Raw genomic sequence first — 23484 nt, 5'->3', positions numbered from 1 at the left:
GCCGTGCCGGCCTCGATCGCGAAGACTCGGAAGCTGCCGGTGTCGACCGGCGCGCTCTGACGACAGCCGGCCTCGCGCTGTCACGAGGTGAGGTGTCCCAGATTTGATCAAATAGGCGGAGGGCCCGCTGATGGGGTCCGTCGACCACGGTCCGGGCGGCACCGGCGAGCCCGTGGCGGCCCCGCTCGGACCGGGCAACGCGGACGCGAACACGGCTGCCGACCCCATCACCGCCGCCCACCTGGCGCCGGCTCGACTGCCGAAGAAGTACCGGCGCCGGCGCCGGACGTTGATCCGGGCCGACTCCGCGGGCGGCACCCACGACTTCGTCGCCCGGCTCGTCAGCGAGGGCGGTGGCTGTCCTGCTCGGTCGACACGGTGAGCACCGAGCAGGACAGTCGGCATGTGCTGAAGGTTCCGGCACCGGCCTGGACAGCGGCACTCGAAACCGTGGGCGAGATCCGCGACGGCGCCTGGCTCGCTGAACTCGCCGGTGACATTCTGGACGGCAGGCCGACGGGCATGTGGCTGATCGTCAGACGGGAACGACCCCATCCCGGAGCCCAGTTGCGCTCACGGATGCGGACGGCATGCGGCTGTCCTGGTTCGCCCCCAACACCTGGGCCGCCCGATCGCCGATCGCCGAGCTCCGGCACCGGCTGCGGGCCCGGGCCGAGGACCGCATCCGCGCCACCCGGGCCACCGGCTTGCGCAAGCTGCCCCTGCACCACACGGCCCGGAACCGGATCTCGAACGCCTCGCACTCCTGCCGAACCCCGGCCGACCAACGGATCCCCGACTACGTCGGCGGACCGTCACGAGGCTTCGAGGCCGGGCAGTGGACGATCCACCGTGACTCGTCCTCGCCCTCGATCTTGAGCGCCACAGCGGTCACCGCGCCCTCCGGATCGAACGGGTCGCCCTTGGCTGCAAGCTCGTCATCGAGGGTCCTCGACGTACACGTCCCGCCGTGATGATCAAGGCGCTGACCAGGTGATCGTTGAGATGGCGATCAAGGTGACGCCCGAGTTTGACCTGCAAAGCAGGGTTTCGAACTCTTTACCAAAGGATTTCGGGCAACCTCTTGCGCATCGGTGGATCGGCAGTCGATATTCATCCAACGCAACCGAATCAACTCGTGTTGACAACACGAGTTGATGTTCCAGAACGCAGCCCCGAGCCGAAGGAGGGTCCGATGGCAACTCGCCGTGACGTGGCGCGTCTGGCGGGCACCTCCGAGGCCCTGGTCAGCTACGTCCTCAACAACGGCCCCCGCAAGGTCGCCCCCGCCACCCGCGAGCGGATCCTCGCGGCGATAGACGAGCTCGGCTACCGCCCCAACGTGGTGGCCCGGTCCCTGAAGACCTCGCGGACCATGACCTTCGGGCTGGTCGTGCCCGACAACTCCAACCCCTTCTTCGCCGAGTTGGCCCGCGTCATCGAGGACGTCGGCTTCGCCTCCGGCTACACGATGCTGCTGGGCAACGCGATGGGTGACGACGCCCGCGAGGCGACGTACATCCGGACCCTGCTCGACCGGCAGGTGGACGGGCTCATCGTGGTCCCGATCCACGGCCCGCACAGTTGGGTCGCGGAGCTGTCCGACCAGACCGTGCCCCGGCTGGTGCTCGACCGCGAGCTGGACCTGCCGGGGGCGACGCAGGTGCTCACCGACAACGAGGGCGGCGCGTACCAGGCCACCGCCCATCTGCTCGGTCACGGCCGGGAGCGGATCGGGTGCATCGCCGGGCTGGAGGGTGTGCACCCGACGGTCGACCGGGTCGCGGGCTGGCGCCGGGCCCTCGTCGAGGCCGGGCGGGACCCGGAGAGCGCGTCACTGGCGCATGTGCCCTTCGGACGAGCCGACGGGTACCGGGCCGGACGGCGGATGCTCGCGGAGGCGGGACACCCGGACGCACTCTTCGTGGCGAGTGACGAGCAGGCCATCGGCGTCCTTCGAGCCGCCGCCGAACTGGGGCTGCGCGTCCCCGACGACGTGGCGGTCTGTGCCTTCGACGGTATCGACGGCAGCGAGTACACGGTGCCCGCGCTCACCACCATGCAGCAGCCCTTCGACGAGCTGGGCCGCTCGGCCGTCCAGTGGCTCCTGGCCAAGATCGCCGATCCCGCCCTGCCGGTACGGCGCATCACCCACCCCACCACTCTGATCGCCCGCGGCTCCTGCGGCTGCCCGGACCTCACCGGGGGCGACTCGATGATCGGCGAGGGCTTATAGCGCCAGCGGGTGAGCGGTGGGAGCGGGCGACCGGTCACGGCGCGCCCGGCTCGCACCGATGCCCGACTCGCACGCCGCGTACACCCGTACGAGTCGTACGACCCGCCTGCTCCGCCGGATCCGTCTGACCCGCACGACGGATCACGCCGTCACCGTGGGCCCCGGGCTCACCTGGCCCCGACCTCGAACTCGGCCCCCGGTCCCGGACTTACAGGCTCCCGGACCCATGAACTCCCGGACTGCGACCCGGCCTCCCCGGCCTCGAAGTCCGGCGGCTCCCCGCGCCCCACGCGGACCTCACCCCACCCCGTTTGACGCAATGACGCGACGAAAGGCACTCCCATGAACACCAACGTCAGCGCCCGCTCCGGCGCCACCGCCAACCGCACCGCACGCAGAGTCCGTTCCGCCACCGCCACCGCTGCCGCCGTGACGATGCTGCTGGTGGTGGCCGGTTGCGGCCGGGGCGGAGACAGCTCCGACAGCGGCGACAAGTCGGGCGAGGCGAAGATCGCCATCGTCACCCGGAACTTCACCAACCCCTACTGGGCGGCGCTGCGCGACGGTGCGATAGCCGAGGGCAAGAAGCAGGGCGTCAAGGTGGAGGTCCAGGCGGGCAAGTCGGAGACCGACAGCACGGGTGAGAACGCCAAGATCTCCACCCTCGCGGGCCAGGGCTTCAACTGCTTCGGCGTCGTGCCGGTCAACGCCACCAACGTGATCACCCCGCTGGTCCCGGTCGCCCAGAAGAAGATCCCGATCCTCAACCTGGACACCCAGATCGACGCGAAGGCCTCGAAGCAGGCCGGGGTGTCGTACGCCTCGTTCATCGGCTCGGACAACCTGTCGGCGGGCGAGAAGGCGGGCGAGGGCCTGCTGAAGCTCATGGGCGGCAAGGGCGAGGTGGCCATCCTCCAGGGCATCGCCGGCGAGCAGAACGGCATCAACCGCCAGAAGGGCTTCACGGAGAAGGTCGCGGGCAAGCTGGACATCGTCGCCACCCAGCCCGCCGACTACGACCAGGCCAAGGGGCAGACGGTCACCGAGGCCATCCTCAAGGCCCACCCGAAGATCACCGGCATCTTCGCCGCCAACGACACCATGGGTCTGGGTGCCGCGCAGGCGGTCCGCAACGCCGGTCTGACCGGCAAGGTCTCCATCATCTCGGTGGACGGCATCAGCGCCGCGCTGGAGGCGGTCAAGGCGGGCACCCTCAGCGGCACGATCTCCCAGTACCCGTACGCCGAGGGCCAGTTGGCCGTGCAGGCCTGCATCGACCTGGTCGCCAAGAAGAAGGTGCCCAGCCGGATCGTCGCCCCGATCGCCCTGATCGACGCCACCAACGTGGACAAGGCGACCAGCTCCGCCCCGCAGCCGTTCGTTCCGTTCGAAAACCCGCTCTCGGCCGGGAAGTGATCTGATCATGGCTGACACTCAGGCGCCGGGCCGCTTCGGCCTGGACTTCTCGGTCGAGGCGGCGGCACGCTACGCCGCCCCGATCGGGCTGGGCGTGGTGTTCCTCGTCTTCTTCATCGCCACGCCCGACTTCCTCACCACGTCCAACATCAGCGACCTGCTGGTGTCGGCCTCGATCCTGCTGGTCCTCGCCATGGGCCAGCAGCTGGTGGTCACCGTCGCCGGTATCGACCTCTCGGTGGGCTCCAACCTGCCCTGGTCGGCGGCGGTCCTCGGGTACGCGTACACCAACGGCTGGGGACTGACCGTCTCCATCGTCCTGGCCCTGCTGGCCGGGCTGGCGGTGGGCGTGGTCAACGGTCTGCTGGTGGCCCGGCTGAACATGACCGACTTCATCGTCACCCTCGGCTCGCTCTCCGTGGTCAGCGGTCTCACTCTGCTGCTGACCAGCGGCAACACCGTCCCCGTGAACTCGGACTTCCTGCGCGCGCTGGCGATCGACGGCATCGGTCCGGTGCGCTGGTTCTGGGTACTGGCCTTCGTGGTGGCCGCGCTGGTGGGCTTCCTTCTCTACCGCACCCGTACCGGCACCTATCTGCTGTCGACCGGCGGCAACATCGAGGCCGCGCGGGGTGTGGGCATCCACGTCAACCGGATCCGGCTGATCGCGTACGCGAGTTCCGGGCTGGCCTGCGGGGTTGCGGCCGTGTTGTTCGTGGCCCGCACGGGCGGCGCCGACCCCAGCCTCCAGACCGACCTGCTGCTCAGCTCCATCGCGGCGGTGGTCCTCGGCGGGTCCAGCCTGTTCGGCGGGAAGGCCTCCGTGTTCGGCACGGTGACCGGCGCGTTGCTGCTCCAGAGCCTCATCAACGGGTTCACCCTGCTCGGCATCTCGCAGTACTACCAGCCCATCGCGGTCGGCACCGTCGTACTCGGCGCGGCCTTCATCTCCCGGTTCCAGAAGTAGGAGAAGCCAGCCATGACCGACACTCCGGCCCGTGTGACGGGCACATCCGCCGCCGCCCCGGCCGCCAACCAGAGCGCCGCCTCGGCCGGTCAGGTCGTCTCCCCGCTCGTGGAGATCACCGGGCTGCGCAAGTCCTTCGGCGCGGTCCACGCGCTCCAGGGCGTGGACCTGAAGCTCGCTCCCGGCGAGGTCACCGCGCTCCTCGGCGACAACGGCGCGGGCAAGTCCACGCTGGTGCGCTGTCTGACCGGTGTGCACCCGCAGGACGCGGGCGAGATCCGCTTCCGGGGCGAGCAGGTACGGTTCCACTCCCCCGACGACGCCCGGCAGTTGGGCATCGAGACGGTGTACCAGACCCTCGGCCTCATCGAGGACCTCACGGTCTGGCAGAACCTCTACCTCAACCACGAACTGACCAGCGGCTTCGGCCCGTTCCGGGTGCTGGACAAGAAGTCCATGATCGCCCAGAGCGGCGACATCCTGTCCCGGCTGGACGTGAACGTGCCGAACGTACGGGCCACCGTGCGGCGGATGTCGGGCGGTCAGCGGCAGTGCATCGCCATCGCCCGCGCGGCCAACTGGGGTCGCACCCTGGTCATCATGGACGAGCCGACGGCGGCCCTGGGCGTCCGGGAGACGGCGGCCGTGGAGGAGCTCATCGCCCGGCTCCGCGAGGCGTCGGTGACCGTGCTGCTGATCAGCCACGACATGGCTCAGGTGCTCCGGGTCGCCGACACCGCGTACGTACTGCGCCGAGGCCGGACCGCCGCGCGGCGAACCGTCTCCGCCACCACGGGTGACGAGCTGGTGGGCCTGATCACCGGGGCCGTGCAAGGGGACGCGCATGCCTGAGGCCGTGCCGGGTGTGTCACCCCAGGTCGTGGTGATCGGCTCGGTGAACATCGACCACGTCGTCGTCGCCGACGCCTTCCCTTCCCCCGGCGAGACCGTCCTCGGCCGTACCGCGTACGTCACCCTCGGCGGCAAGGGCGCCAACCAGGCGGCCGCGGCGGCCTCCGGAGGTGTTCGTACGGCGATGATCGCCCGGGTGGGCGAGGACGCCGAGGCGGACCGGGCCCGTGCCCGGCTGGTCGCCGGCGGAGTGGACGTCGACGCGGTGACCGCGGTGTCCGGTGCCGAGACCGGTACCGCGTGGATCACCACGGCGGCGGGGGACAACACCATCGTGGTGGTCGCCGGCGCCAACCACCAGTGGCCGTCCGAGGGCGACCCCACCGAGGGGCTCGGGGCTCAAGCGTCCGTTGTACTGGCCCAGTTGGAGATCCCCTTGGATGTCGTCCGCCGCGCGGCGGACGCCTGCCGGGGGCGGTTCCTCCTCAACGCCGCCCCCGCCGCCGAACTCCCCGACGACCTGATCGCCCGCTGTGACGTGCTCATCGTGAACGAGCACGAACAGGCGGTGGTGTCAGGCCGGTCGGCGACGGATGCGGCGGAGGAGGTGGAGGGTGCGCCGGAGACCGCGGCCCTACGCAGGGCGCACGACGCGCTGCGCGCCCGGGGCGCCAAAGCCGTGGTCACCACCCTGGGCGAGGCGGGCGCGGTCGTCACCGACGCCGACGGCGTCTCCACCGCGCTCCGGGCCGTCCCCGCGACCGTCGTGGACACCACGGGCGCCGGTGACGCCTTCGCCGGGGTGCTCGCCGCCCGGCTCGCCGCCGGTGACTCGCTCCTGGACGCCGCCCGCCTGGGCATCGCCGCGGGCTCCATGGCCGTACGGGTCTCCGGCGCGCCCCAGCAGTACGCCGACCTGGCCACGCTGCGCGCCCTCGCCGCCACCACACCCCCTATCGAAAAGGACTGAACCCGTGCAGCGCAACGGCATCATCCACAGCGGGCTGGCCGGGCTGATCGCCGGTCTGCGCCACACCGACACCTTCGTGATCAGCGACGCCGGGCTCCCCCTGGCGCCCGGCACCCCCGTCGTGGATCTCGGCTACCGGTACGGCCAAGCCCCGTTCCTGGACGTCGTCCAGACCGTGCTCGACGAGATCGTCGTCGAGCACAGCTGGGTGACCGACAAGATCCGCGAGGTCAACCCCGCCGTCCACACCGGCCTGCGCTCCTTCGGACTCGACCCCGAACCCATCGACCACGACGAGTTCAAGGCCAGGGTCCGGGACGTCAAGTTCGCCGTACGGACGGGCGAGGACACCTTCTACGCCAACGTGCTCCTCCGTGCGGGGGTCCCCTTCACCCCGTGACCACCGCCCGCGTGACGGGCGGCCGGACCTGGAGGGCGGAGGACCGTGTGGTCGGGGCGGCGTTTCTGGTTGTCCTCGACGACCGCCGCCAGCGCGGCGAGTACGACGACCGCGGACCGTGCGGACCCGGGCCCTGTAGCGGGCCCCGTTCGCTGTGGCCTCGGCCGCCGGGGCCAGGGGCCTACTTTCTGCGGCTACCGCCCCACCGCACAACAGTACGAGGACGGCACCGATGAGCCGGCCCTGCACGCCGTCCGCGTACGCCCCGGCGGCGACGGCGCCGGCGGCAGTGCGCTCGTGCCGCTGCTGCTCGACGAGAGCGCGCCGTACCGCCTGACGGAGGGAGTGCCCGACACGACCGGTTGAAACAGAAAGGGTCGAGGTCACATGTGATAGGCGTTCCTGGGCAGGAGAGGTTCAGTTCCAGCCACTCTTGAAAGGTTCCACCTGTGACGCACGACCAACACACCACCCACCACGGGGGAGGCGCGCTTCCGGGCTCGGAAGCGGGCCTCTCCGGCGGCGGGCGGCCAGGTACGGACCGCGTCGTGTTCGGCGTGACGGCGGCACTCACCCTGGCCTTCGTCCTCTGGGGCGCCATCTGGACCGACTCGCTCGAAACCGTCAGCGGCAAGATGCTGAGCGGACTGATCCACAACGGTGGCTGGGCCTTCATGCTGGCCGCCTCCTGTTTCGTGATCTTCGCCCTGTGGCTCGCGGTCAGCCGCTACGGCCGTATCCACCTGGGGGTCGAGGGCGAGAAGCCCGAGTTCCGCACGGTCTCCTGGGTCGCCATGATGTTCAGCGCCGGCATGGGCATCGGTCTGATGTTCTACGGCGTGAGCGAGCCCCTCGCCCACTACACCTCGCCGCCGCCGGGCACGAACCCCGGGGGCTCCGGCGAGCGCATGGAAACGGCGATGGCGACCACCCTCTTCCACTGGACGCTGCATCCCTGGGCGATCTACGCGGTGGTCGGCCTGGCCATCGCCTACAGCACCTTCCGCAAGCGGCGCCGCCAGACCATCAGCGCCGTCTTCACCCCGCTGATCGGCGAGAAGCACGCGAACGGCACGGTCGGCCGGGTCATCGACATCCTCGCGATCGTCGCCACGATCTTCGGCTCGGCGGCCTCCCTCGGCCTCGGCGCCCTCCAGATCGGCTCCGGCTTCAAGGAGCTGAACTGGATGGACAAGGTGGGCACCGGCCTGCTCGTCGGCATCATCGCGGTCCTCACCCTGGCCTTCGTCGCCTCCGCCGTGTCCGGTGTGGAGAAGGGCATCCAGTGGCTCTCCAACACGAACATGGTGCTGGCGCTGCTGCTGGCGGTCTTCGTCTTCGTCGCCGGCCCGACCATCCTCGTCCTCGACCTGCTGCCCACCTCGGCCTTCGCCTACCTGGGCGACCTCGCCCAGATGGCGGGCCGCACCGAGGCGTCCGGCGGCCAGGGCGTGGCCGACTGGCTCGGCAGCTGGACCGTCTTCTACTGGGCGTGGTGGATCTCCTGGACGCCCTTCGTCGGCATGTTCATCGCCCGGATCAGCCGCGGCCGCACCATCCGCCAGTTCATCGGCGGCGTCATCCTCGTCCCCAGCACGGTCAGTCTCGTCTGGTTCGCCGTCTTCGGCGGTACGGCGATGAAGCTCCAGGAGCAGGGGCGGCTCGGTGACAAGGCCACGCCGGAGGGCCAGCTCTTCGCGGTCCTCCACGAGTTCCCCGCCGCCACGGTCTCCAGTCTGCTCGTGATGATCCTCGTCGGTATCTTCTTCGTCTCCGGCGCCGACGCCGCCTCGATCGTCATGGGCACGCTCTCCCAGCGCGGAGCGCTCGAACCCGGCCGTTTCGTCGTCGTCTTCTGGGGTGCCCTCACCGGCGCCGTCGCCGCGATCATGCTCCTGGTCGGAAGCGGCCAGGGCGACGCGCTCACGGGCCTGCAGAACCTGACGATCCTGGCCGCGGCCCCGTTCGTCCTCGTCATGATCGGCATGTGTGTCGCGCTCATGCGCGACCTGCGCCGGGACTCGGTGATCGTCCGCGAGGAGATGGCCTCCGAGGCGGTCGAGCTCGCGGTCATCGAGGGCCACAAGCGCTACGACGGGGAGTTCGAGATCAGGGTCGGCCCGGGGCAGGGAACGGAGATCGAGGGCGACCCGATCGGCCACCGGGCCCCCTGAGAAGGGCGGGGCGCGGGCGGACGCGAACGGATCGCGGCCGCCCGCGCGGCGCGCCCGCGCCCGGGCCGGTCACCCGGAGGCGAGGCGTGCCGCCTCCCGTGCGCACCCCCACGCCACCGTGACCCCCGCCCCGCCATGACCGTAGTTGTGCACCAGCACCCGCCCGCCCGGCAGCACCTCGCGCTCCAGCCGCACGGCCGGGCGGGTGGGCCGCAGCCCCACCTTGTGCTCGATGATCCTTGCCCCCGCGATCTCGGGCCGGATCGCCGCACACCGCCGCACGATCTCCTCCGCCGCCACCGGGTCCGGAGTCAGGGACCAGGCGTCCTCCTCCGCCGTGCCGCCGAGGATCAGACGGTCCGGCTGCGGGATGAAGTACGTGCTCTTCGACCCGGAGTGTTCGACCGAGGTGAGCCAGGTGGTGACACCGGGGTTCTCCACCACGACCAACTGCCCCCGCACCGGCCGTACGGAGGGGTCCGGCACCAGCTCCCGTGCGCCCAGCCCGGTGCAGTTGACGACGACCGGCGCGTCGACCGCCGCGAGATCCGTGACCGTACGGGACTCCACCACGCCGCCCGCCGCGACGAACCGCTCGCGCAGCCACCGCAGATGGACCGGCATGTCGACCAGCGGCAGCCGCGCCCACAGCCCGACGCCCGGGTACTCACCGGCCGTCGCCGCCCGCAGCCCGGCCACCCGGGAGGCCCATGCCCCCAGTCCGTCCAGCCGGGTCCCGCCGTGTACGCCCTCGACCATGCGTACGCCCGTCTCGTCGGACCGGGCCGCCAGCTCCTCGTAGACGGCCAGGGTGGTGAGCGCCCACGCGCCGACCAGTTCCTCCGGCTCGATCCGATAGGGCCACCAGAGTCCGCCCGCCACGGCGGACGTCGTCAGCTCCGCGGGCTCCCGCGTCCGGATCCGGACCCGCCCGCCGGCCTCCGCCAGGACGACGGCCGTCGTGAGACCGACGACCCCGCCGCCGACCACGATCACCTCGCTGTTCGATTCATGGGTCACGCGGGGACGTTAACGGAATATGGTCCGCCGTGCGCACAAGTATCGCTTTGTGGGGATACTCACACCATGTCTGCCGAGTACGCGACCTTCGGCCTGGCACCGGCGATGCGAGCCGGTGGCGTCCTCGCCAACGGTGACTACCAAGTGCACCGGGATTTCGTGGACTTCATCGTCGACGGGCGCCCGCTGCTGTTCCAGCTCTCCGACCTCGACGCCGTCTCCCCCCTCGCCTCCGACGTGCCGCCCTCGATCTTCACCGCCCAGGTGCACGGCCTGCTCCTGGAGGCCGACGCCCCCCTGACGGACGGCCGTCACGTCATCTACGGCTGCCCCGAATGCGCCGACCTCGGCTGCGGAGCCGTGACCGCGGTCATAGAGCGGGCCGGCGAGGACGTCGTCTGGCGGGACTTCGCCTGGCAGACGGGGGAGGTGGCCGACCTCGAACGCAACGGCTACACGGGCATCGGCCCCTTCCTGTTCCACGGCCCCGAGTACCGCGGCGCGTTGCGGTCCCTGCTGTCGCGGTCCGCCGCCGAGCCCTCGGCCCGCCGCCGGGTCCTCCTCATCGGTGCCCGGGTCGCCGTCCTCGCCCGGCTCGCCGCCGCGCTGCGGGCCATCGGCATCGGCACCGATCTGGCGCAGGACGCCACCGGCGTGCCCGACGAGGAACTGCGCGCCTACGGGGCGGTGGTCTTCGGCCGGGCCGTCCGTGAGGCGGACCGCGCCGCCGTACGGCTGGCCTTCGACCGCGCGGGGGTCACGGTCGCCTACGTCGACGGACTGGCCCCGATCATTCCGCTGCTCGTCGCCCAGATCGAACACGCCCTCGACCGCAGCCCCGAGCAGCAGCGCCGCCTGACCCGTCTCGTCGCCGCCGGAGGGCAGGCCGGCATCGAGATCACCTCCACCTGCCGGGTGGAGCTCACCGCCTACCGCCTGGACCGGCTGTACCGCCCCCACACCTATCGCTTCTTCGACGGGATCCTCCCGGCCGGCCGGCACCGCATCGGCCTGGACCCCAAGGCCGTGAAGGGGGAATCGTTCATCGTCGCCCGCACCGCGGGAACGGTCCTCGTGGAACCGATGGCGCGATGAGGGCCCACGGGCGGCGGCCCCGCCCCCGAGGCGGCTGGGAGGTCCCGCCCTCCTGTCGTTAGGATCGCCCCCTGTGACCGCCACCCTCGTCGTCAAGAACCTCGCCGCCGGCCACGGCGACCGCTCCCTCTTCTCCGGGCTCGACCTCGTCGTCGCCCCCGGCGATGTGATCGGGCTGGTCGGTGCCAATGGCGCGGGCAAGTCCACGCTGCTCAGGCTGCTCGCCGGGCTGCTCCCGCCGGAGGAGGGCGAGCTGCGGCTGTCCCCGCCCACGGCGACCGTCGGCCACCTGCCGCAGGAGCCGGAGCGCCGGGAGGGCGAGAGCGTACGCGAGTTCCTCGCCCGGCGCACGGGCGTGGCCGAGGCCCAGCGCGTGATGGACGAGGCCACCCAGGCCCTCGTGGACGGCGCGCCCGGCGCCGACGACGCGTACTCGGTGAGCCTGGAGCGCTGGCTCGACCTGGGCGGCGCCGACCTGGACGAGCGGGCGGAGGAGGTCACCGCCTCCCTCGGCCTCGGCGTCGGCCTGGACCAGCCGATGACCGGTCTCTCCGGCGGGCAGGCCGCCCGCGCCGGACTCGCCTCGCTCCTCCTCTCCCGCTACGACGTCTTCCTCCTCGACGAGCCCACCAACGACCTCGACCTGGACGGCCTGGAACGGCTCGAACGCTTCGTGTCCGGCCTGCGCGCCGGCACCGTCGTCGTCAGCCACGACCGCGAGTTCCTCACCCGCACCGTCACCAAGGTCCTCGAACTCGACCTGGCCCAGAACCGGATCAACCTCTACGGCGGCGGATACGAGGCGTATCTGGAGGAGCGGGAGACCGCCCGCCGACACGCCCGCGACGACTACGAGGAGTACTCCGACAAGAAGGCCGCGCTCCAGGACCGCGCCCAGATGCAGCGCTCCTGGATGGACAAGGGCGTCAAGAACGCCCGGCGCAAGGCGAACAACGACAACGACAAGATCGGCCGCAAGTTCCGCAGCGAGGCGAGCGAGAAGCAGGCCGCGAAGGCCCGGCAGACCCAGCGCATGATCGAACGGCTGGACGTCGTCGAGGAGCCGCGCAAGGAGTGGGAACTGCGCATGGAGATCGCGGCGGCCCCGCGCTCCGGCGCCGTGGTCGCCACGATGCGCGACGCCGAGGTGCGGCGCGGCGACTTCGCCTTCGGCCCGGTGTCGCTGCAGATCGACTGGGCCGACCGCATCGCCATCACGGGCGCGAACGGCGCCGGCAAGTCGACGCTGCTGGGCGCGCTGCTCGGCCGCGTCCCGCTGGACTCGGGACAGGCCACCCTCGGCTCGGGCGTCCTGGTGGGCGAGGTCGACCAGGCGCGAGGGCTGTTCCACGGCCCCGAGTCCCTGCTCGACGCCTTCTGCGCGGCCGTCCCCGACACGGAACCCGCCGAGGTGCGCACGCTGCTGGCCAAGTTCGGCCTCAAGGCGGCCCACGTCCTGCGTCCGGCGGTGACCCTCTCGCCGGGCGAACGCACCCGCGCCGCCCTCGCGCTCCTCCAGGGCCGGGGCGTCAACCTGCTGATCCTCGACGAGCCCACGAACCACCTGGACCTGCCCGCCATCGAGCAGCTGGAGTCCGCCCTGGACGCCTACGAGGGCACGCTGCTCCTGGTGACCCACGACCGCCGGATGCTGGACGCGGTCAGGGTCACCAGGCGCCTGGAGGTGGAGGCGGGCAAGGTGACGGAGAGCTGAGCGGCTCGAGCGGGCTGAAAAAGGCAGAGGGCGAAGCCCCTGCCTTTTTCAGGGGCGCGGGGAACTGCGCGAGAAGCCCCACGCACCCGCACCCGACAGCGCACCCCCAACCACTCAGCCCCGCTTCTTGTCCACCAACCCCGCCCGCCGCAACGCGTCGGCCATCGCACTGTTCGCCGGCGGCGCCGCCGCACCTCCCTGCCGCGCACCCCCACGCCCCTGCTGCCGGGGCGGCTGCCCGCCACGGGCACCCCGCTGCTGCCGTGAACCCCCGCCGGGCGACCCGGCCGCCCCCTTCGGCGCCGCCTCGTCGTCCAGCCGCAGCGTGAGCGAGATCCGCTTGCGCGGAATGTCGACGTCGAGCACCTTCACCTTCACGATGTCCCCGGGCTTCACCACGTCCCGCGGATCCTTCACGAAGGTCTTCGACAGCGCCGAGACATGCGCCAGCCCGTCCTGGTGGACACCGACGTCGATGAACGCCCCGAAGGCCGCCACGTTCGTCACGACCCCCTCCAGCACCATCCCGGACACCAGGTCGGAGATCTTCTCGACACCGTCCTTGAAGGTGGCCGTCTTGAACGCGGGACGCGGGTCGCGGCCCGGCTTCTCCAGCTCCTTGAGGATGTCGCTCACGGTCGGCAGACCGAAGGTCTCGTCCACGAAGTCATGCGGCCTCAGCGACCGCAGCACGCCGGTGTTGCCGATCAGCGCCGCCACCTCCTGCCCGGAGGTCTTCACCATCCGCCGCACGACGGGGTACGCCTCCGGGTGCACGCTGGACGCGTCCAGCGGATCGTCGCCGCCCCGGATCCGCAGGAACCCCGCGCACTGCTCGTACGCCTTGGGGCCGAGCCGTGCCACGCCCTTCAGCTGGGAGCGCGAGCTGAAGGGGCCGTTGGCGTCGCGGTGGGCCACGATGTTCTCGGCGAGGCCGGAGGAGATGCCGGACACGCGCGCGAGGAGCGGCGCGGAGGCCGTGTTCACGTCCACGCCCACGCCGTTCACACAGTCCTCCACCACCGCGTCCAGCGAACGCGACAGCTTCACCTCGGACAGGTCGTGCTGGTACTGCCCGACACCGATGGACTTCGGGTCGATCTTCACCAGCTCGGCCAGGGGGTCCTGGAGGCGGCGCGCGATGGACACGGCGCCGCGCAGCGAGACGTCCATGCCCGGCAGCTCCTGGGAGGCGAACGCCGACGCCGAGTACACGGACGCGCCCGCCTCGGACACCATCACCTTGGTGAGCTTCAACTCCGGGTGCTTGGTGATGAGTTCACCGGCGAGCTTGTCGGTCTCGCGGGAGGCCGTGCCGTTGCCGATCGCGATCAGGTCGACCGCGTGCTCCTTCGCCAGACGCGCCAGCTTCGCGACGGCCTCGTCCCACTTGTTGGCCGGGACGTGCGGGTAGATCACGTCGGTGGCCACGACCTTGCCGGTCGCGTCCACCACGGCGACCTTCACGCCCGTACGGAAGCCGGGGTCGAGGCCGAGCGTGGCGCGGGTGCCGGCGGGGGCGGCCAGGAGCAGGTCGCGCAGGTTCGCCGCGAACACGTTCACCGCCTCGTCCTCGGCGGCCGTCCGCAGCCGCAGCCGCAGGTCGATGCCGAGGTGGACGAGGATCCGGGTCCGCCAGGCCCAGCGGACCGTGTCCGTCAGCCACTTGTCACCGGGGCGCCCGCGGTCGGCGATCCCGAAGCGATGGGCGACGATCCCCTCGTAGGAGGAGGGACCGGGCTGCTCGGAGGGCTCCTCCGGCTCCAGCACGAGATCGAGGACGTCCTCCTTCTCGCCGCGCAGCATCGCCAGGATGCGGTGGGAGGGCAGATCGGTGAACGGCTCCGTGAAGTCGAAGTAGTCGGCGAACTTGGCGCCCGCCTCCTCCTTGCCGGTCTTCACCTTGGCGGCCAGCCGCCCGCGCACCCACATGCGCTCGCGCAGCTCGCCGATCAGGTCGGCGTCCTCGGAGAACCGCTCGGTGAGGATCGCCCGCGCGCCGTCCAGCGCGGCCTGCGGATCGGCGACGCCCTTCTCGGCGTCCACGAAGGCAGCGGCGGCGGCCAGGGGCGCGACGGCCGGGTCGCCGAGCAGCCCCTCCGCCAGCGGTTCGAGGCCCGCCTCGCGGGCGATCTGGGCCTTCGTGCGCCGCTTGGGCTTGAAGGGCAGGTAGATGTCCTCCAGTCGCGCCTTGGTCTCCGCGGCCCGGATCTGCGTCTCGACCTCGGGCGTCAGCTTGCCCTGCTCGCGCACCGAGTCGAGGATCGCCGTGCGCCGCTCCTCCAGCTCCCGCAGATAGCGCAGCCGCTCCTCCAGCGTGCGCAGCTGCGTGTCGTCGAGCATCTCGGTCGCTTCCTTGCGGTAGCGGGCGATGAAGGGCACGGTCGAACCGCCGTCGAGCAGCTCCACCGCGGCTCTGACCTGCCGCTCCCGTACGCCGAGCTCCTCGGCGATCCTGCCTTCGATGGACCGTACTTCGATCGACCCGGGTGTCGTCACGTTCCCGTACCGCCTTCTCCGCTGGGGTTGCGCGGCAATTGTGGCAGGTGGCGACGACAGCGGGGGCTCAGGGCGTGAGACTCGTCGGGCCGGTCTCGACGGGCCCGGTCTCGGCGGGGCCGGACTCGACAGGCCGCGACCGGGCCGGGACGCGGGGGAGCCGGACGCGGCGCGCGCGTCCGGCTCCGGATGTCTTCGGCCCGGCCGTTCTCAGGCCCGGCGGGCCCGTCCGCCGCCGCGCGTCGAACTCGACGCGCCGCCGAAGAGCCGGGCGACGGCCCGGAACGGCAGCGTGACCACCGTGGCGATGGCCCCACCGATCTGCCGCAACACGTCTGCGATGGCACGGAACACGTACTTCCCCTTTCGTCTCCCGGCCGGGTGTGCCAGGAAAGATCGGGTACCGCACTGCGTGCCGTTCATGCCTGGACCGGGCGGATCAGCCCTTGCCGATCATCCCCGCCGGGAACGCGCCCGCGGCGAGCATGCGGGTCACCAGCGCGGTCATCAGCTCGGTGAGCCGCTCCACCCCGGGCGCGCCCAGATGCTCGTACGGCGCGCTGTCGAGACGGTCCGTGGTGTCCTCCAGCTCCCGGCGCAGGGCCACGCCCGCCTCCGTCAGCGCGCCCTCGCCGTCGAGCAGTCCGCGCCCACGCAGCCGGTCGCTCGCGGCGTCCCACTCGTCCCGGGTCCAGCCGCGCGTGCCGAGGGCCCACTTCGGGGACATGCCCTTGCCGGTGGCGGTGTGGCTGACCAGCGCCTCCACCGGGTCCAGGCCGGCGTCGAGGAGGGCGGCGAGGTGTCCGTCGCCGCGGTGCTCGCGCAGCAGGGTGGCCGCGTGCCAGAGCGCGAGGTGAGGGCGTTCGGGTACGGGGAGATCGGCGTGCGCCGCGTACAGGGGGCGCGCGGTCCTCGTGCACGCCTCGGTGGCGCGCAGCGCCAGCCGGGCCGCCTCGGCGACCTCCTCGGAGGCGGTCACCTCCTCGCCCAGCAGCCGCCGCAGCGTGGCGTCGGCCGCGTGCTCACGGGCCTCCAGCACCACCGCGGGCGCGGCGGTCTCCCACACGGCGGGCACGTGCTCCGCCACCCGCTCGTGGCGGAAGTTGAAGAACGTCGCGGTCACCACGCCCGCGCCGACCGCGCCCATGGCCGCGGACCGCACCGCGAAGTACGCCGCCTGTGGGTCCTTCACCCCCACGGCGGCCAGTTCCCGGCCGAGATCCGGCGAGAAGTAGTGCGCGGCGTGGAACGGGTTGAGGAGCCCATGGCAGCGCCGCCCGGCGCGCTCCGGCAGGGAAGAGGTCATGGCCCAATGTTACCGACCGGTTGGTAGGTGGAAAGGGCCCGGCCGGTCTCCTCCCGTCCCATGGCAGGAAAGGTGGGGTACTCGTCATTGCGGCCATGGCCCGCCCACCCAAGAATCGATGCCATGCGAACTGTCCTGGTCGTCCTCTTCGACGGCGTGCAGAGCCTCGACGTCACGGGCCCGCTGGAGGTCTTCGCCGGGGCGGAACTGCACACACCGGGGACCTACCGCATCGCCACGGCCTCCCTGGACGGCACCCCCGTACGCACCTCCAGCGGCCTCACCCTCGTCCCGGACCACTCCCTCGCCGGCGCACCCGCCCCGCACACCCTGCTCGTGCCCGGCGGCCACGGCACCCGGAACCCCGCCCCCGAGATCGTCGCCTGGCTGCGCGCGCACGGTCCGCGCGCGACGCGCCTGGTCTCGGTCTGCACCGGCGCCGTCCTGCTCGCCGAGGCCGGCCTCCTGGACGGCCGCCGGGCCACCACCCACTGGGCGTACTGCGACACGCTGGCCCGCCGCCACCCGGCCGTCGAGGTCGACCCCGACCCCATCTTCGTCCGCGACGGGCACATCGCCACCTCCGCCGGGGTCACCTCCGGCATCGACCTGGCGCTCGCGCTGGTCGAGGAGGACATCGGCCGCGAAGCCGCCCTCGCCATCGCCCGCCACCTCGTGGTCTTCCTCCGCAGACCGGGCAACCAGGCCCAGTTCAGCGCCCAGCTGGCCGCCCAGACGGCCCAGCGGGAGCCCTTGCGCGAGGTTCAGCAGTGGATCACCGAGCACCCCGGTGACGACCTGAGCGTCGAGCGGCTCGCCGCCCGCGCCCGGCTCTCCCCCCGCCACTTCGCCCGCGCCTTCCAGGCCGAGACGGGCACGACCCCGGGCCGGTACGTCGACCGGGTCCGCCTCGAACACGCGCGCCGCCTGCTGGAGGACACCGCCGACGGCGTCGAGGAGATCTCCCGCGCCTGCGGCTACGGCACCTCCGAGGCCATGCGCCGCGCCTTCGTGAAGGCCCTCGGCACCTCCCCGGCGGAGTACCGCCGGCGCTTCCGCCCGGCCTCCGCCCCCACCCACTGAAAGGACCCCCATGCAGATCGCCGTCGTCCTCTTCGACCGCTTCACCGCCCTCGACGCGGTGGGCCCCTACGAGACCCTCGGCCGGCTCCCCGACGCCGAACTCGTCTTCGTCGCCGAGGAGACCGGTCCGGTCCGCTCCGACACCGGCGCCCTGGCGCTCACCGCCGACAGGACGCTCGCCGAGGTCCCGCACCCGGACATCGTCGTGGTGCCGGGCGGCCCCGGCCAGTTCGCGCAGATGGAGAACGAGGCCCTCTTGGCCTGGCTGCGCACGGCCGACCGCACCAGCGCCTGGACGACCTCCGTGTGCACCGGCTCGCTGCTGCTGGCCGGTGCGGGGCTCCTGGAAGGCCGCCGCGCCACCTCGCACTGGCTGGCCCTGGACTTCCTCGCACAGTACGGCGCCGAACCCACGGGGGAGCGGGTCGTGATCGACGGCAAGTACGTCACCGCGGCCGGGGTCTCCTCCGGCATCGACATGGGCCTGACGCTGGTGGGCCGGATCGCGGGCGACGAACACGCCCAGGCGGTCCAGCTGATGACCGAGTACGACCCGCAGCCGCCCTACGACGCGGGCGCACCGCACAAGGCACCGGCCCACCTCGTGGAGGAGTTCCGCACCAACAGCCGCTTCGCCCTGATGTGACGCGCGGGCGGCCCCCTCACACCGTCCAGGTGAACCGGGGCCGCCGCCGCTCCAGGAAGGCCGCGACGCCCTCCGCGGTGTCGGTGCTGCCGCGGGCCTGCTCGGCCCAGTGGGCGTCACGGTCGGTGCGGCCGTTCGCGAACTCCTTGGCTGCAGCCTGGGTCAGCCGGGAGCGAGAGACCAGCACCCGGGTGAACTCCGCCACCCGCACGGCGAGTTCGCCGACACCGAGGACCTCGTCCACGAAGCCCGTGCGCAGCGCGCGCTCCGCGTCGATCAACTCGCCGGAGAACAGGAGGTACTTGGCGGTGCCCGGCCCGACCAGCGACACCAGCCGCCGGGTGGAGGAGGCCGGATAGACGAGCCCCAGCTTCGCCGGGGTGATCCCGAACAGCGCGCCCTCCTCGGCGAACCGCAGATCGCAGGCCGCCGCCAACTGCGCGCCGCCGCCCACGCAGTGCCCCCGGATCGCCGCGACGACCGGCAGAGGGAAGGCCGCGAGCGCCTCCTCGGCACGGCCCGCCAGCTCCTGGGCCTCCCCCGGGGACTCCCGCAGCGTGGAGATGTCGGCGCCCGCGCAGAACGTCCCGCCCTCCCCGGTGAGCACCAGGGCCCGCACCCCGGGGTCGGCGGCGAGCCGGTCGAGCAGCGGCGGCAGCGCGCGCCACATCCCGGCCGTCATGGCGTTGCGCTTGGCCGGATGGTGGACGACGACGGTCGCGACCCCGTCCGCGACGGTGTCCAGCAGCTGAGGCTCCATGGACCGGATGCTAGTGCGATGGCCCAGGCCGGCCCGCCACCGGCTCCGACGCCAAACCCGTACAACCCGAATAGTTCTGGATCGGACAAGCGCCGAACAAACTCGGTCGCACGTCTGACGGGATCGCTCGCGGACGGTCGTGAAATCGTCGATACGCGCTGACTTCTGTTCAGTCCTTCGTGCTCGGCCTCGGGTTACCAACACTCGACATGTGGTGACAATCGAGCGCAAGGGTGGCGACCGGACAATGGACGACCAAGGGCGCGGGAGCGACCCTCGCCCTGACGGCGGCGGGCACGGCTCCGACGACCCGAGGCCGCCGGAGCCACTGCCCTACGAAGGGGTCTGGCGGTTCACCGCTGCCGCCGTCGACGCCTCGGTGCCGCAGGCGCGGCGCGCCGTCCGGGAGCTGCTCGCCCGTCAGGGCGTGCCGATCTCGGACGACCTCGTCCAAGGACTTCTGCTGATCGTCTCCGAGCTGGTGACGAACGCCGTGAAACACGCGGCGCTCCTGTCCCCCACGCTGGCCGTCGAGGTCGCCGTCGGAGCGGAATGGGTGCGGGTGTCCGTGGAGGACAACCACCCCTACCGTCCGACCGCCCTGGAGACCGACCACGGCCGGCTCGGCGGCCGCGGCCTGCTCCTGGTGCGCGAGATCACCCTGGAGGCGGGCGGCGTCTGCGACGTCGAGCACACCGCGAGCGGCGGCAAGGTGATCTGGGCCGCCCTGCCGCTCAGACCCGCACACCTGATCCAGGGGTGAGTGGCCGCCGGTCGGTGGACCGGCTTCCCCGGACCGGGGGCCGTCACCAGCCCGCGGACGGGCCCGTCAGCTCCCTGACCGCCGGGCGGGCCGCGTCCAGCACCGTCATGAACCAGGCCGAGAAGGGGTCCTTGGCGTGCCGCTCGGCCAGCTCGTCCGGGGTCACGAACGCGGTGGCCCCGACCTCCTCCGGGTCCGGCCGGAGCGGGGCCTGCAGCAGCCCGACGAACAGGTGGTTGAACTCCTGCTCCACCAGGCCCGAGTCCGGGTCCGGGTGGTTGTAGCGGACCGTGCCCGCCTCGCCGAGCAGCGCCGGGGAGACCCCCAGCTCCTCGTGCGTCCGCCGGGCGGCCGCCGCGAAGGGGGACTCGCCCGGGTAGGGGTGCCCGCAGCAGGTGTTCGACCAGACGCCGGGGGAGTGGTACTTGCCGAGGGCCCGCTGCTGGAGCAGCAGCCGCCCCCGCTCGTCGAAGAGGAACACCGAGAACGCCCGGTGCAGCTGACCGGGCGCCTGATGAGCGGCCAGCTTCTCCGCGGTGCCGATCGTGGTGCCGTCCTCGTCGACCAGCTCCAGCAGGATCGCTTCCGTGGTCCCGTACTGCGAACTCTGCACCGCGGTGGCAGGTGTGATCGGCATGCCCATCCTTCGCCTCGTTCTTCGAGCCTCAAGTCTGCCGCACGAAACCGCCGCTCCCGGCACTTCGCGCGAACCCGCATGTCCTACCCGCCCGCCCCGCCCCGCAGACACCCGCGGCCCGCGCGTCAGACCCCGAAGGCGGCCGGATACCTGATGACGCCGGGCGTCACCGGCGCGGAACCGTCCGGCACCAGGGCCATCATCGCCGCGTCCGGCACCTCGAAACCCGGCCGGATGCCGTACGCGGACGCCCGCACGAAGCCGAAGCGCGGGTAGTACTCCGGATGCCCCAGGACGAGGACCGGCCCCTCCCGGCGCGCGCGTGCCGCCTCCAGCACCGCGCGCACGACGGCCGCGCCCGCGCCCCGCCGCTGCACCTCCGGCAGCACGGCGACCGGGGCGAGCGCCAGCGCGGGGGCCTCGTCCACATGGCAGCGCGTGATCAGCGCGTACGCCGCGAGCGTGCCGTCCGGCGCCTCGGCGACGTACGACAGCTCCGGCAGCCACGCCCCGGGGTCCTCGCGGAGCGCGTCGACGAGCCGGGCCTCCGCGTCGGTCCCGAAGGCGGCGGCGTTGACGGCGTACACCCCCTCCCGGTCCGCGGGCGTCTCCGGCCGCGTCGTCCAGGGGGTCGTGCCGGTGGTCAGTGACACAGCTTCGCCTCGTGTTCCGCGTGGCCGCCCGGCTCCAACTGGAAGGTGCAGTGCTCGACGTCGAAGTGGTCGCCGATGCAGCCCTGGAGTTCGTGCAGCATCTTCTCGTGGCCGATGGAGTCCAGCGTGTCGGAGCCGACCACCACATGGGCGGAGAGCACCGGCATACCGGACGTGATCGTCCAGGCGTGCAGGTCGTGGACGTCCTCCACGCCGGGCAGGGCCAGTATGTGGGCGCGCACCTCGGCCATGTCGACGTTCTTCGGTGCCGCCTCCAGCAGGACGTCGAGGGTCTCGCGCAGCAGCTTCACCGTCCGCGGGACGATCATCAGACCGATGGCCAGCGAGGCGATGGGGTCGGCGGCCTGCCAGCCGGTGAGCAGGACGACCACCGCCGAGATGATCACCGCCAGCGAGCCGAGCGCGTCCGCCGCCACCTCCAGGAAGGCGCCCCTGACGTTCAGGCTCTCCTTCTGGCCGCGCATCAGCAGGGTCAGCGAGATCATGTTCGCCACCAGACCGACCGCGCCGAACACCACGGTCAGTCCGCCCTCGGTGCCGACCGGCGTGATGAAGCGCTGGACCGCCTCGTACAGGACGTAACCGCCGACACCGAGCAGGAGGAGACAGTTCGCGAGCGCCGCGAGTATCTCGGCGCGGGCGTAGCCGAAGGTGCGGTTGCCGCTCGGCGGGCGGTTGGCGAAGTGGATCGCGAGGAGCGCCATGGCCAGGCCGACCGCGTCCGTCGCCATGTGAGCCGCGTCCGCGATGAGCGCGAGCGAATCGGCGAGCACGCCGCCGACGATCTCGACCACCATGACCGTGAGCGTGATCGACAGCGCGATCCGCAGCCGCCCGCGGTACGCCGCGGCCGCCGTACCGGTGGTCGGCGCATGGTGCGCGTGTCCGTGATCGTGCCCAGCCCCCATCGGGTGCCCGCCTCCTGTGCGTCCGTGTGTTCGGCTCCGGATCACAGTGAACTACGGGTGGGGGGTATCCGGCAACGCGGCACTGAACACCGTTGTCATGTGCTCTGACCTGCGGAAACGATACGCAGGTCAGAGCGTTGCCATGGTCGGGGCGCGGGCTTCGACGGTCAGAGGCCGCGGTGCAGCCGCCAGCCCGCCCAGGCGGACTCGACCATCTCGCGCACATCGCGCCGGGCCGTCCAGCCGAGCTCCCGCCCGGCCCGCGCGGCCGAGGCCACCGCGCGCGGCGCGTCGCCGGGACGGCGTGCCTCGACGAGGGCGGGACGCCGGTCGCCGGTCACCTCGCCCACGAGATCGATGAGTTCGCGGACCGAAACGCCCTCGCCGCGGCCGATGTTCACGGTCAGGTCGCCCGTGGCGCCCCCGGTCGGACGCCGGGCCGCCGCGAGGTGCGCCTCGGCGAGGTCGGCGACGTGGATGTAGTCCCTCACGCAGGTGCCGTCCGGGGTCGGGTAGTCGTCGCCGAAGATCCGCGGGGCCTCGTCGCGGGTGAGGCGGTCGAAGATCATCGGGATGACGTTGAAGACGCCCGTGTCGGCCAGGGCCGGCTCGGCCGCCCCCGCCACGTTGAAGTAGCGCAGGCACACGGTCGCCATGCCGTGCGCCCGGCCCGCCGCCCGGACCAGCCACTCACCGGCGAGCTTGGTCTCGCCGTACGGGCTCATCGGGGCGCACGGGGTCTCCTCGGTGATGAGGTCCACGTCCGGGTTGCCGTAGACGGCGGCGGAGGAGGAGAAGACGAAGCGCTCCACCCCGGCCCCGGCGGCCGCCTCCAGGAGACCGGCGAGACCGCCGACGTTCTCCTGGTAGTAGCGGGTGGGCTGGGCGACGGACTCGCCGACCTGCTTGCGGGCGGCGAGGTGGACCACGCCGGTCACGGTGTGCTCGGCCAGCACGCGCTTGAGCAGGTCGCCGTCGAGGGCGGAGCCGTGGACCAGGGGGATGTGCCCGGGAAGGCGGCCGCGGACCCCCGCCGAGAGGTCGTCCAGTGCGACGACCTGTTCGCCGGCCTCGGTCATGACCTTCGCCACGTGTGCGCCGATGTAGCCCGCCCCGCCTGTGATCAGCCATGTCATGAGGTCACTTTATGCGGGGGCGTGTTGTGTCCGTTCGTCGTGGAAGGTGTGCGGAATCGGCGGGCGGGGTGCCGGCGGCCGGCCCCCGCGCCTCCCGATGGGCGCGCAGCGAGACGTCGCCCACGCGCCGATCCCATCCCTTTATTCCTTATCGACCGATATCCGCACCGGAGTTTGTGGCGTACCCCCCACATCCCCGATGATGATCGCGGCGGAGGCCCGACGGCC

Annotated in this window: 22 protein-coding genes and 1 pseudogene; 14 read left to right on the top strand and 9 right to left on the bottom strand. The window is 71.9% G+C overall.

The window, feature by feature from the left end; all coding sequences use genetic code 11:
- Positions 1-124: 124 nt before the first annotated feature.
- The 9 genes and pseudogenes from SCAB_RS06325 to SCAB_RS06285 all read left to right on the top strand — a co-directional run.
- A pseudogene (locus tag SCAB_RS06325) lies at positions 125-749 on the top strand (transposase); the annotation flags it as partial.
- Between the two features lie 446 nt (positions 750-1195).
- A complete protein-coding gene (locus SCAB_RS06320; protein WP_078580063.1) occupies positions 1196-2236 on the top strand; it encodes a LacI family DNA-binding transcriptional regulator in 1041 nt (346 codons plus the stop codon).
- Positions 2237-2578: 342 nt separating this feature from the next.
- On the top strand, positions 2579-3652 hold the full coding sequence (locus SCAB_RS06315) for a sugar ABC transporter substrate-binding protein (RefSeq protein ID WP_012999216.1): 1074 nt from the start codon (positions 2579-2581) through the stop codon (positions 3650-3652).
- Between the two features lie 7 nt (positions 3653-3659).
- Positions 3660-4619 carry an ABC transporter permease gene (locus SCAB_RS06310; protein ID WP_012999215.1) on the top strand — a complete coding sequence of 320 codons (960 nt, stop codon included), beginning with the start codon at positions 3660-3662 and terminating at the stop codon, positions 4617-4619.
- A 12-nt stretch (positions 4620-4631) separates the two neighbouring features.
- The gene (locus SCAB_RS06305; protein ID WP_012999214.1) at positions 4632-5471 is read left to right on the top strand and encodes an ATP-binding cassette domain-containing protein; all 840 of its coding nucleotides are present in this window, start codon (positions 4632-4634) and stop codon (positions 5469-5471) included.
- The gene (locus SCAB_RS06300) at positions 5464-6441 is read left to right on the top strand and encodes a ribokinase (protein ID WP_041668922.1); all 978 of its coding nucleotides are present in this window, start codon (positions 5464-5466) and stop codon (positions 6439-6441) included. Before SCAB_RS06305 ends, SCAB_RS06300 begins: the two co-directional genes overlap by 8 nt.
- Before the next feature lie 4 nt (positions 6442-6445).
- Positions 6446-6841: a D-ribose pyranase gene (rbsD, locus tag SCAB_RS06295; RefSeq protein WP_012999212.1), complete on the top strand. Its 396-nt coding sequence runs from the start codon at positions 6446-6448 to the stop codon at positions 6839-6841.
- Positions 6842-6910: 69 nt separating this feature from the next.
- Positions 6911-7207 (top strand): hypothetical protein, encoded by a 297-nt coding sequence (locus SCAB_RS49215; RefSeq protein ID WP_319184439.1) that lies wholly within the window; start codon positions 6911-6913, stop codon positions 7205-7207.
- An 83-nt stretch (positions 7208-7290) separates the two neighbouring features.
- Positions 7291-9015 carry a BCCT family transporter gene (locus tag SCAB_RS06285; RefSeq protein WP_012999210.1) on the top strand — a complete coding sequence of 575 codons (1725 nt, stop codon included), beginning with the start codon at positions 7291-7293 and terminating at the stop codon, positions 9013-9015.
- Between the two features lie 69 nt (positions 9016-9084).
- Here SCAB_RS06285 and SCAB_RS06280 read toward each other — a convergent pair whose 3' ends face one another.
- Positions 9085-10035 (bottom strand): NAD(P)/FAD-dependent oxidoreductase, encoded by a 951-nt coding sequence (locus SCAB_RS06280; protein ID WP_012999209.1) that lies wholly within the window; start codon positions 10033-10035, stop codon positions 9085-9087.
- Between the two features lie 66 nt (positions 10036-10101).
- Between SCAB_RS06280 and SCAB_RS06275 the strand changes: the two genes are divergently transcribed.
- Entirely contained in the window at positions 10102-11130 is a 1029-nt protein-coding gene (locus tag SCAB_RS06275; protein ID WP_012999208.1) for a hypothetical protein, read from the top strand.
- A gap of 73 nt (positions 11131-11203) precedes the next feature.
- A complete protein-coding gene (locus SCAB_RS06270; RefSeq protein WP_012999207.1) occupies positions 11204-12844 on the top strand; it encodes an ABC-F family ATP-binding cassette domain-containing protein in 1641 nt (546 codons plus the stop codon).
- Between the two features lie 114 nt (positions 12845-12958).
- Here the strand turns inward: SCAB_RS06270 and SCAB_RS06265 are convergent, their stop codons facing one another.
- The 3 genes from SCAB_RS06265 to SCAB_RS06260 form a co-directional block, all read right to left on the bottom strand.
- Positions 12959-15343 carry a Tex family protein gene (locus tag SCAB_RS06265; RefSeq protein ID WP_012999206.1) on the bottom strand — a complete coding sequence of 795 codons (2385 nt, stop codon included), beginning with the start codon at positions 15341-15343 and terminating at the stop codon, positions 12959-12961.
- A 210-nt stretch (positions 15344-15553) separates the two neighbouring features.
- Positions 15554-15697, bottom strand: a complete 144-nt coding sequence (locus SCAB_RS47650; protein WP_020115189.1) for an LPFR motif small protein — start codon at positions 15695-15697, stop codon at positions 15554-15556.
- Positions 15698-15782: 85 nt separating this feature from the next.
- A complete protein-coding gene (locus SCAB_RS06260) occupies positions 15783-16649 on the bottom strand; it encodes an SCO6745 family protein (RefSeq protein WP_012999204.1) in 867 nt (288 codons plus the stop codon).
- 123 nt (positions 16650-16772) lie between these two features.
- Between SCAB_RS06260 and SCAB_RS06255 the strand changes: the two genes are divergently transcribed.
- Complete coding sequence (locus SCAB_RS06255) at positions 16773-17732, top strand: GlxA family transcriptional regulator (protein ID WP_012999203.1); 960 nt, start codon at positions 16773-16775, stop codon at positions 17730-17732.
- Positions 17733-17742: 10 nt separating this feature from the next.
- Positions 17743-18378, top strand: a complete 636-nt coding sequence (locus tag SCAB_RS06250) for a DJ-1/PfpI family protein (protein WP_012999202.1) — start codon at positions 17743-17745, stop codon at positions 18376-18378.
- A gap of 16 nt (positions 18379-18394) precedes the next feature.
- Here the strand turns inward: SCAB_RS06250 and SCAB_RS06245 are convergent, their stop codons facing one another.
- A complete protein-coding gene (locus tag SCAB_RS06245) occupies positions 18395-19138 on the bottom strand; it encodes an enoyl-CoA hydratase/isomerase family protein (protein ID WP_012999201.1) in 744 nt (247 codons plus the stop codon).
- A gap of 247 nt (positions 19139-19385) precedes the next feature.
- On the opposite strand from SCAB_RS06245, the gene SCAB_RS06240 reads away from it, so the two are divergent.
- Positions 19386-19901 (top strand): ATP-binding protein, encoded by a 516-nt coding sequence (locus SCAB_RS06240; RefSeq protein ID WP_012999200.1) that lies wholly within the window; start codon positions 19386-19388, stop codon positions 19899-19901.
- A gap of 43 nt (positions 19902-19944) precedes the next feature.
- Here SCAB_RS06240 and idi read toward each other — a convergent pair whose 3' ends face one another.
- The 4 genes from idi to galE all read right to left on the bottom strand — a co-directional run bounded on the left by idi (position 19945) and on the right by galE (position 23256).
- The gene (idi, locus tag SCAB_RS06235) at positions 19945-20538 is read right to left on the bottom strand and encodes an isopentenyl-diphosphate Delta-isomerase (RefSeq protein WP_012999199.1); all 594 of its coding nucleotides are present in this window, start codon (positions 20536-20538) and stop codon (positions 19945-19947) included.
- A 125-nt stretch (positions 20539-20663) separates the two neighbouring features.
- On the bottom strand, positions 20664-21191 hold the full coding sequence (locus SCAB_RS06230; protein ID WP_012999198.1) for a GNAT family N-acetyltransferase: 528 nt from the start codon (positions 21189-21191) through the stop codon (positions 20664-20666).
- Positions 21182-22120, bottom strand: a complete 939-nt coding sequence (locus SCAB_RS06225; protein ID WP_012999197.1) for a cation diffusion facilitator family transporter — start codon at positions 22118-22120, stop codon at positions 21182-21184. Before SCAB_RS06225 ends, SCAB_RS06230 begins: the two co-directional genes overlap by 10 nt.
- 167 nt (positions 22121-22287) lie before the next feature.
- A complete protein-coding gene (galE, locus tag SCAB_RS06220; protein WP_012999196.1) occupies positions 22288-23256 on the bottom strand; it encodes a UDP-glucose 4-epimerase GalE in 969 nt (322 codons plus the stop codon).
- Between the last annotated feature and the right edge of the window lie 228 nt (positions 23257-23484).

The organism is Streptomyces scabiei 87.22 (genome assembly GCF_000091305.1).
In the GTDB taxonomy this organism is placed as follows: Bacteria; Actinomycetota; Actinomycetes; order Streptomycetales; family Streptomycetaceae; genus Streptomyces; species Streptomyces scabiei.
The sequence above is the reverse complement of the archived record's forward strand: the minus strand, read 5'-3'. Positions and strand labels throughout refer to the sequence as shown.

Excerpts from the sequence above, each read along its gene's own strand:
- SCAB_RS06250 (WP_012999202.1), top strand. The coding sequence starts at position 17,743 with ATGCAGATCGCCGTCGTCCTCTTCGACCGCTTCACCGCCCTCGACGCG.
- SCAB_RS06305 (WP_012999214.1), top strand. The coding sequence starts at position 4,632 with ATGACCGACACTCCGGCCCGTGTGACGGGCACATCCGCCGCCGCCCCG.
- SCAB_RS06315 (WP_012999216.1), top strand. The coding sequence starts at position 2,579 with ATGAACACCAACGTCAGCGCCCGCTCCGGCGCCACCGCCAACCGCACC.
- galE (WP_012999196.1), bottom strand. The coding sequence starts at position 23,256 with ATGACATGGCTGATCACAGGCGGGGCGGGCTACATCGGCGCACACGTG.
- SCAB_RS06255 (WP_012999203.1), top strand. The coding sequence starts at position 16,773 with ATGCGAACTGTCCTGGTCGTCCTCTTCGACGGCGTGCAGAGCCTCGAC.
- SCAB_RS06260 (WP_012999204.1), bottom strand. The coding sequence starts at position 16,649 with ATGACCTCTTCCCTGCCGGAGCGCGCCGGGCGGCGCTGCCATGGGCTC.
- SCAB_RS06245 (WP_012999201.1), bottom strand. The coding sequence starts at position 19,138 with ATGGAGCCTCAGCTGCTGGACACCGTCGCGGACGGGGTCGCGACCGTC.
- SCAB_RS06240 (WP_012999200.1), top strand. The coding sequence starts at position 19,386 with ATGGACGACCAAGGGCGCGGGAGCGACCCTCGCCCTGACGGCGGCGGG.
- SCAB_RS06320 (WP_078580063.1), top strand. The coding sequence starts at position 1,196 with ATGGCAACTCGCCGTGACGTGGCGCGTCTGGCGGGCACCTCCGAGGCC.
- SCAB_RS06310 (WP_012999215.1), top strand. The coding sequence starts at position 3,660 with ATGGCTGACACTCAGGCGCCGGGCCGCTTCGGCCTGGACTTCTCGGTC.
- SCAB_RS06275 (WP_012999208.1), top strand. The coding sequence starts at position 10,102 with ATGTCTGCCGAGTACGCGACCTTCGGCCTGGCACCGGCGATGCGAGCC.
- SCAB_RS06225 (WP_012999197.1), bottom strand. The coding sequence starts at position 22,120 with ATGGGGGCTGGGCACGATCACGGACACGCGCACCATGCGCCGACCACC.
- idi (WP_012999199.1), bottom strand. The coding sequence starts at position 20,538 with ATGCCGATCACACCTGCCACCGCGGTGCAGAGTTCGCAGTACGGGACC.
- SCAB_RS06300 (WP_041668922.1), top strand. The coding sequence starts at position 5,464 with ATGCCTGAGGCCGTGCCGGGTGTGTCACCCCAGGTCGTGGTGATCGGC.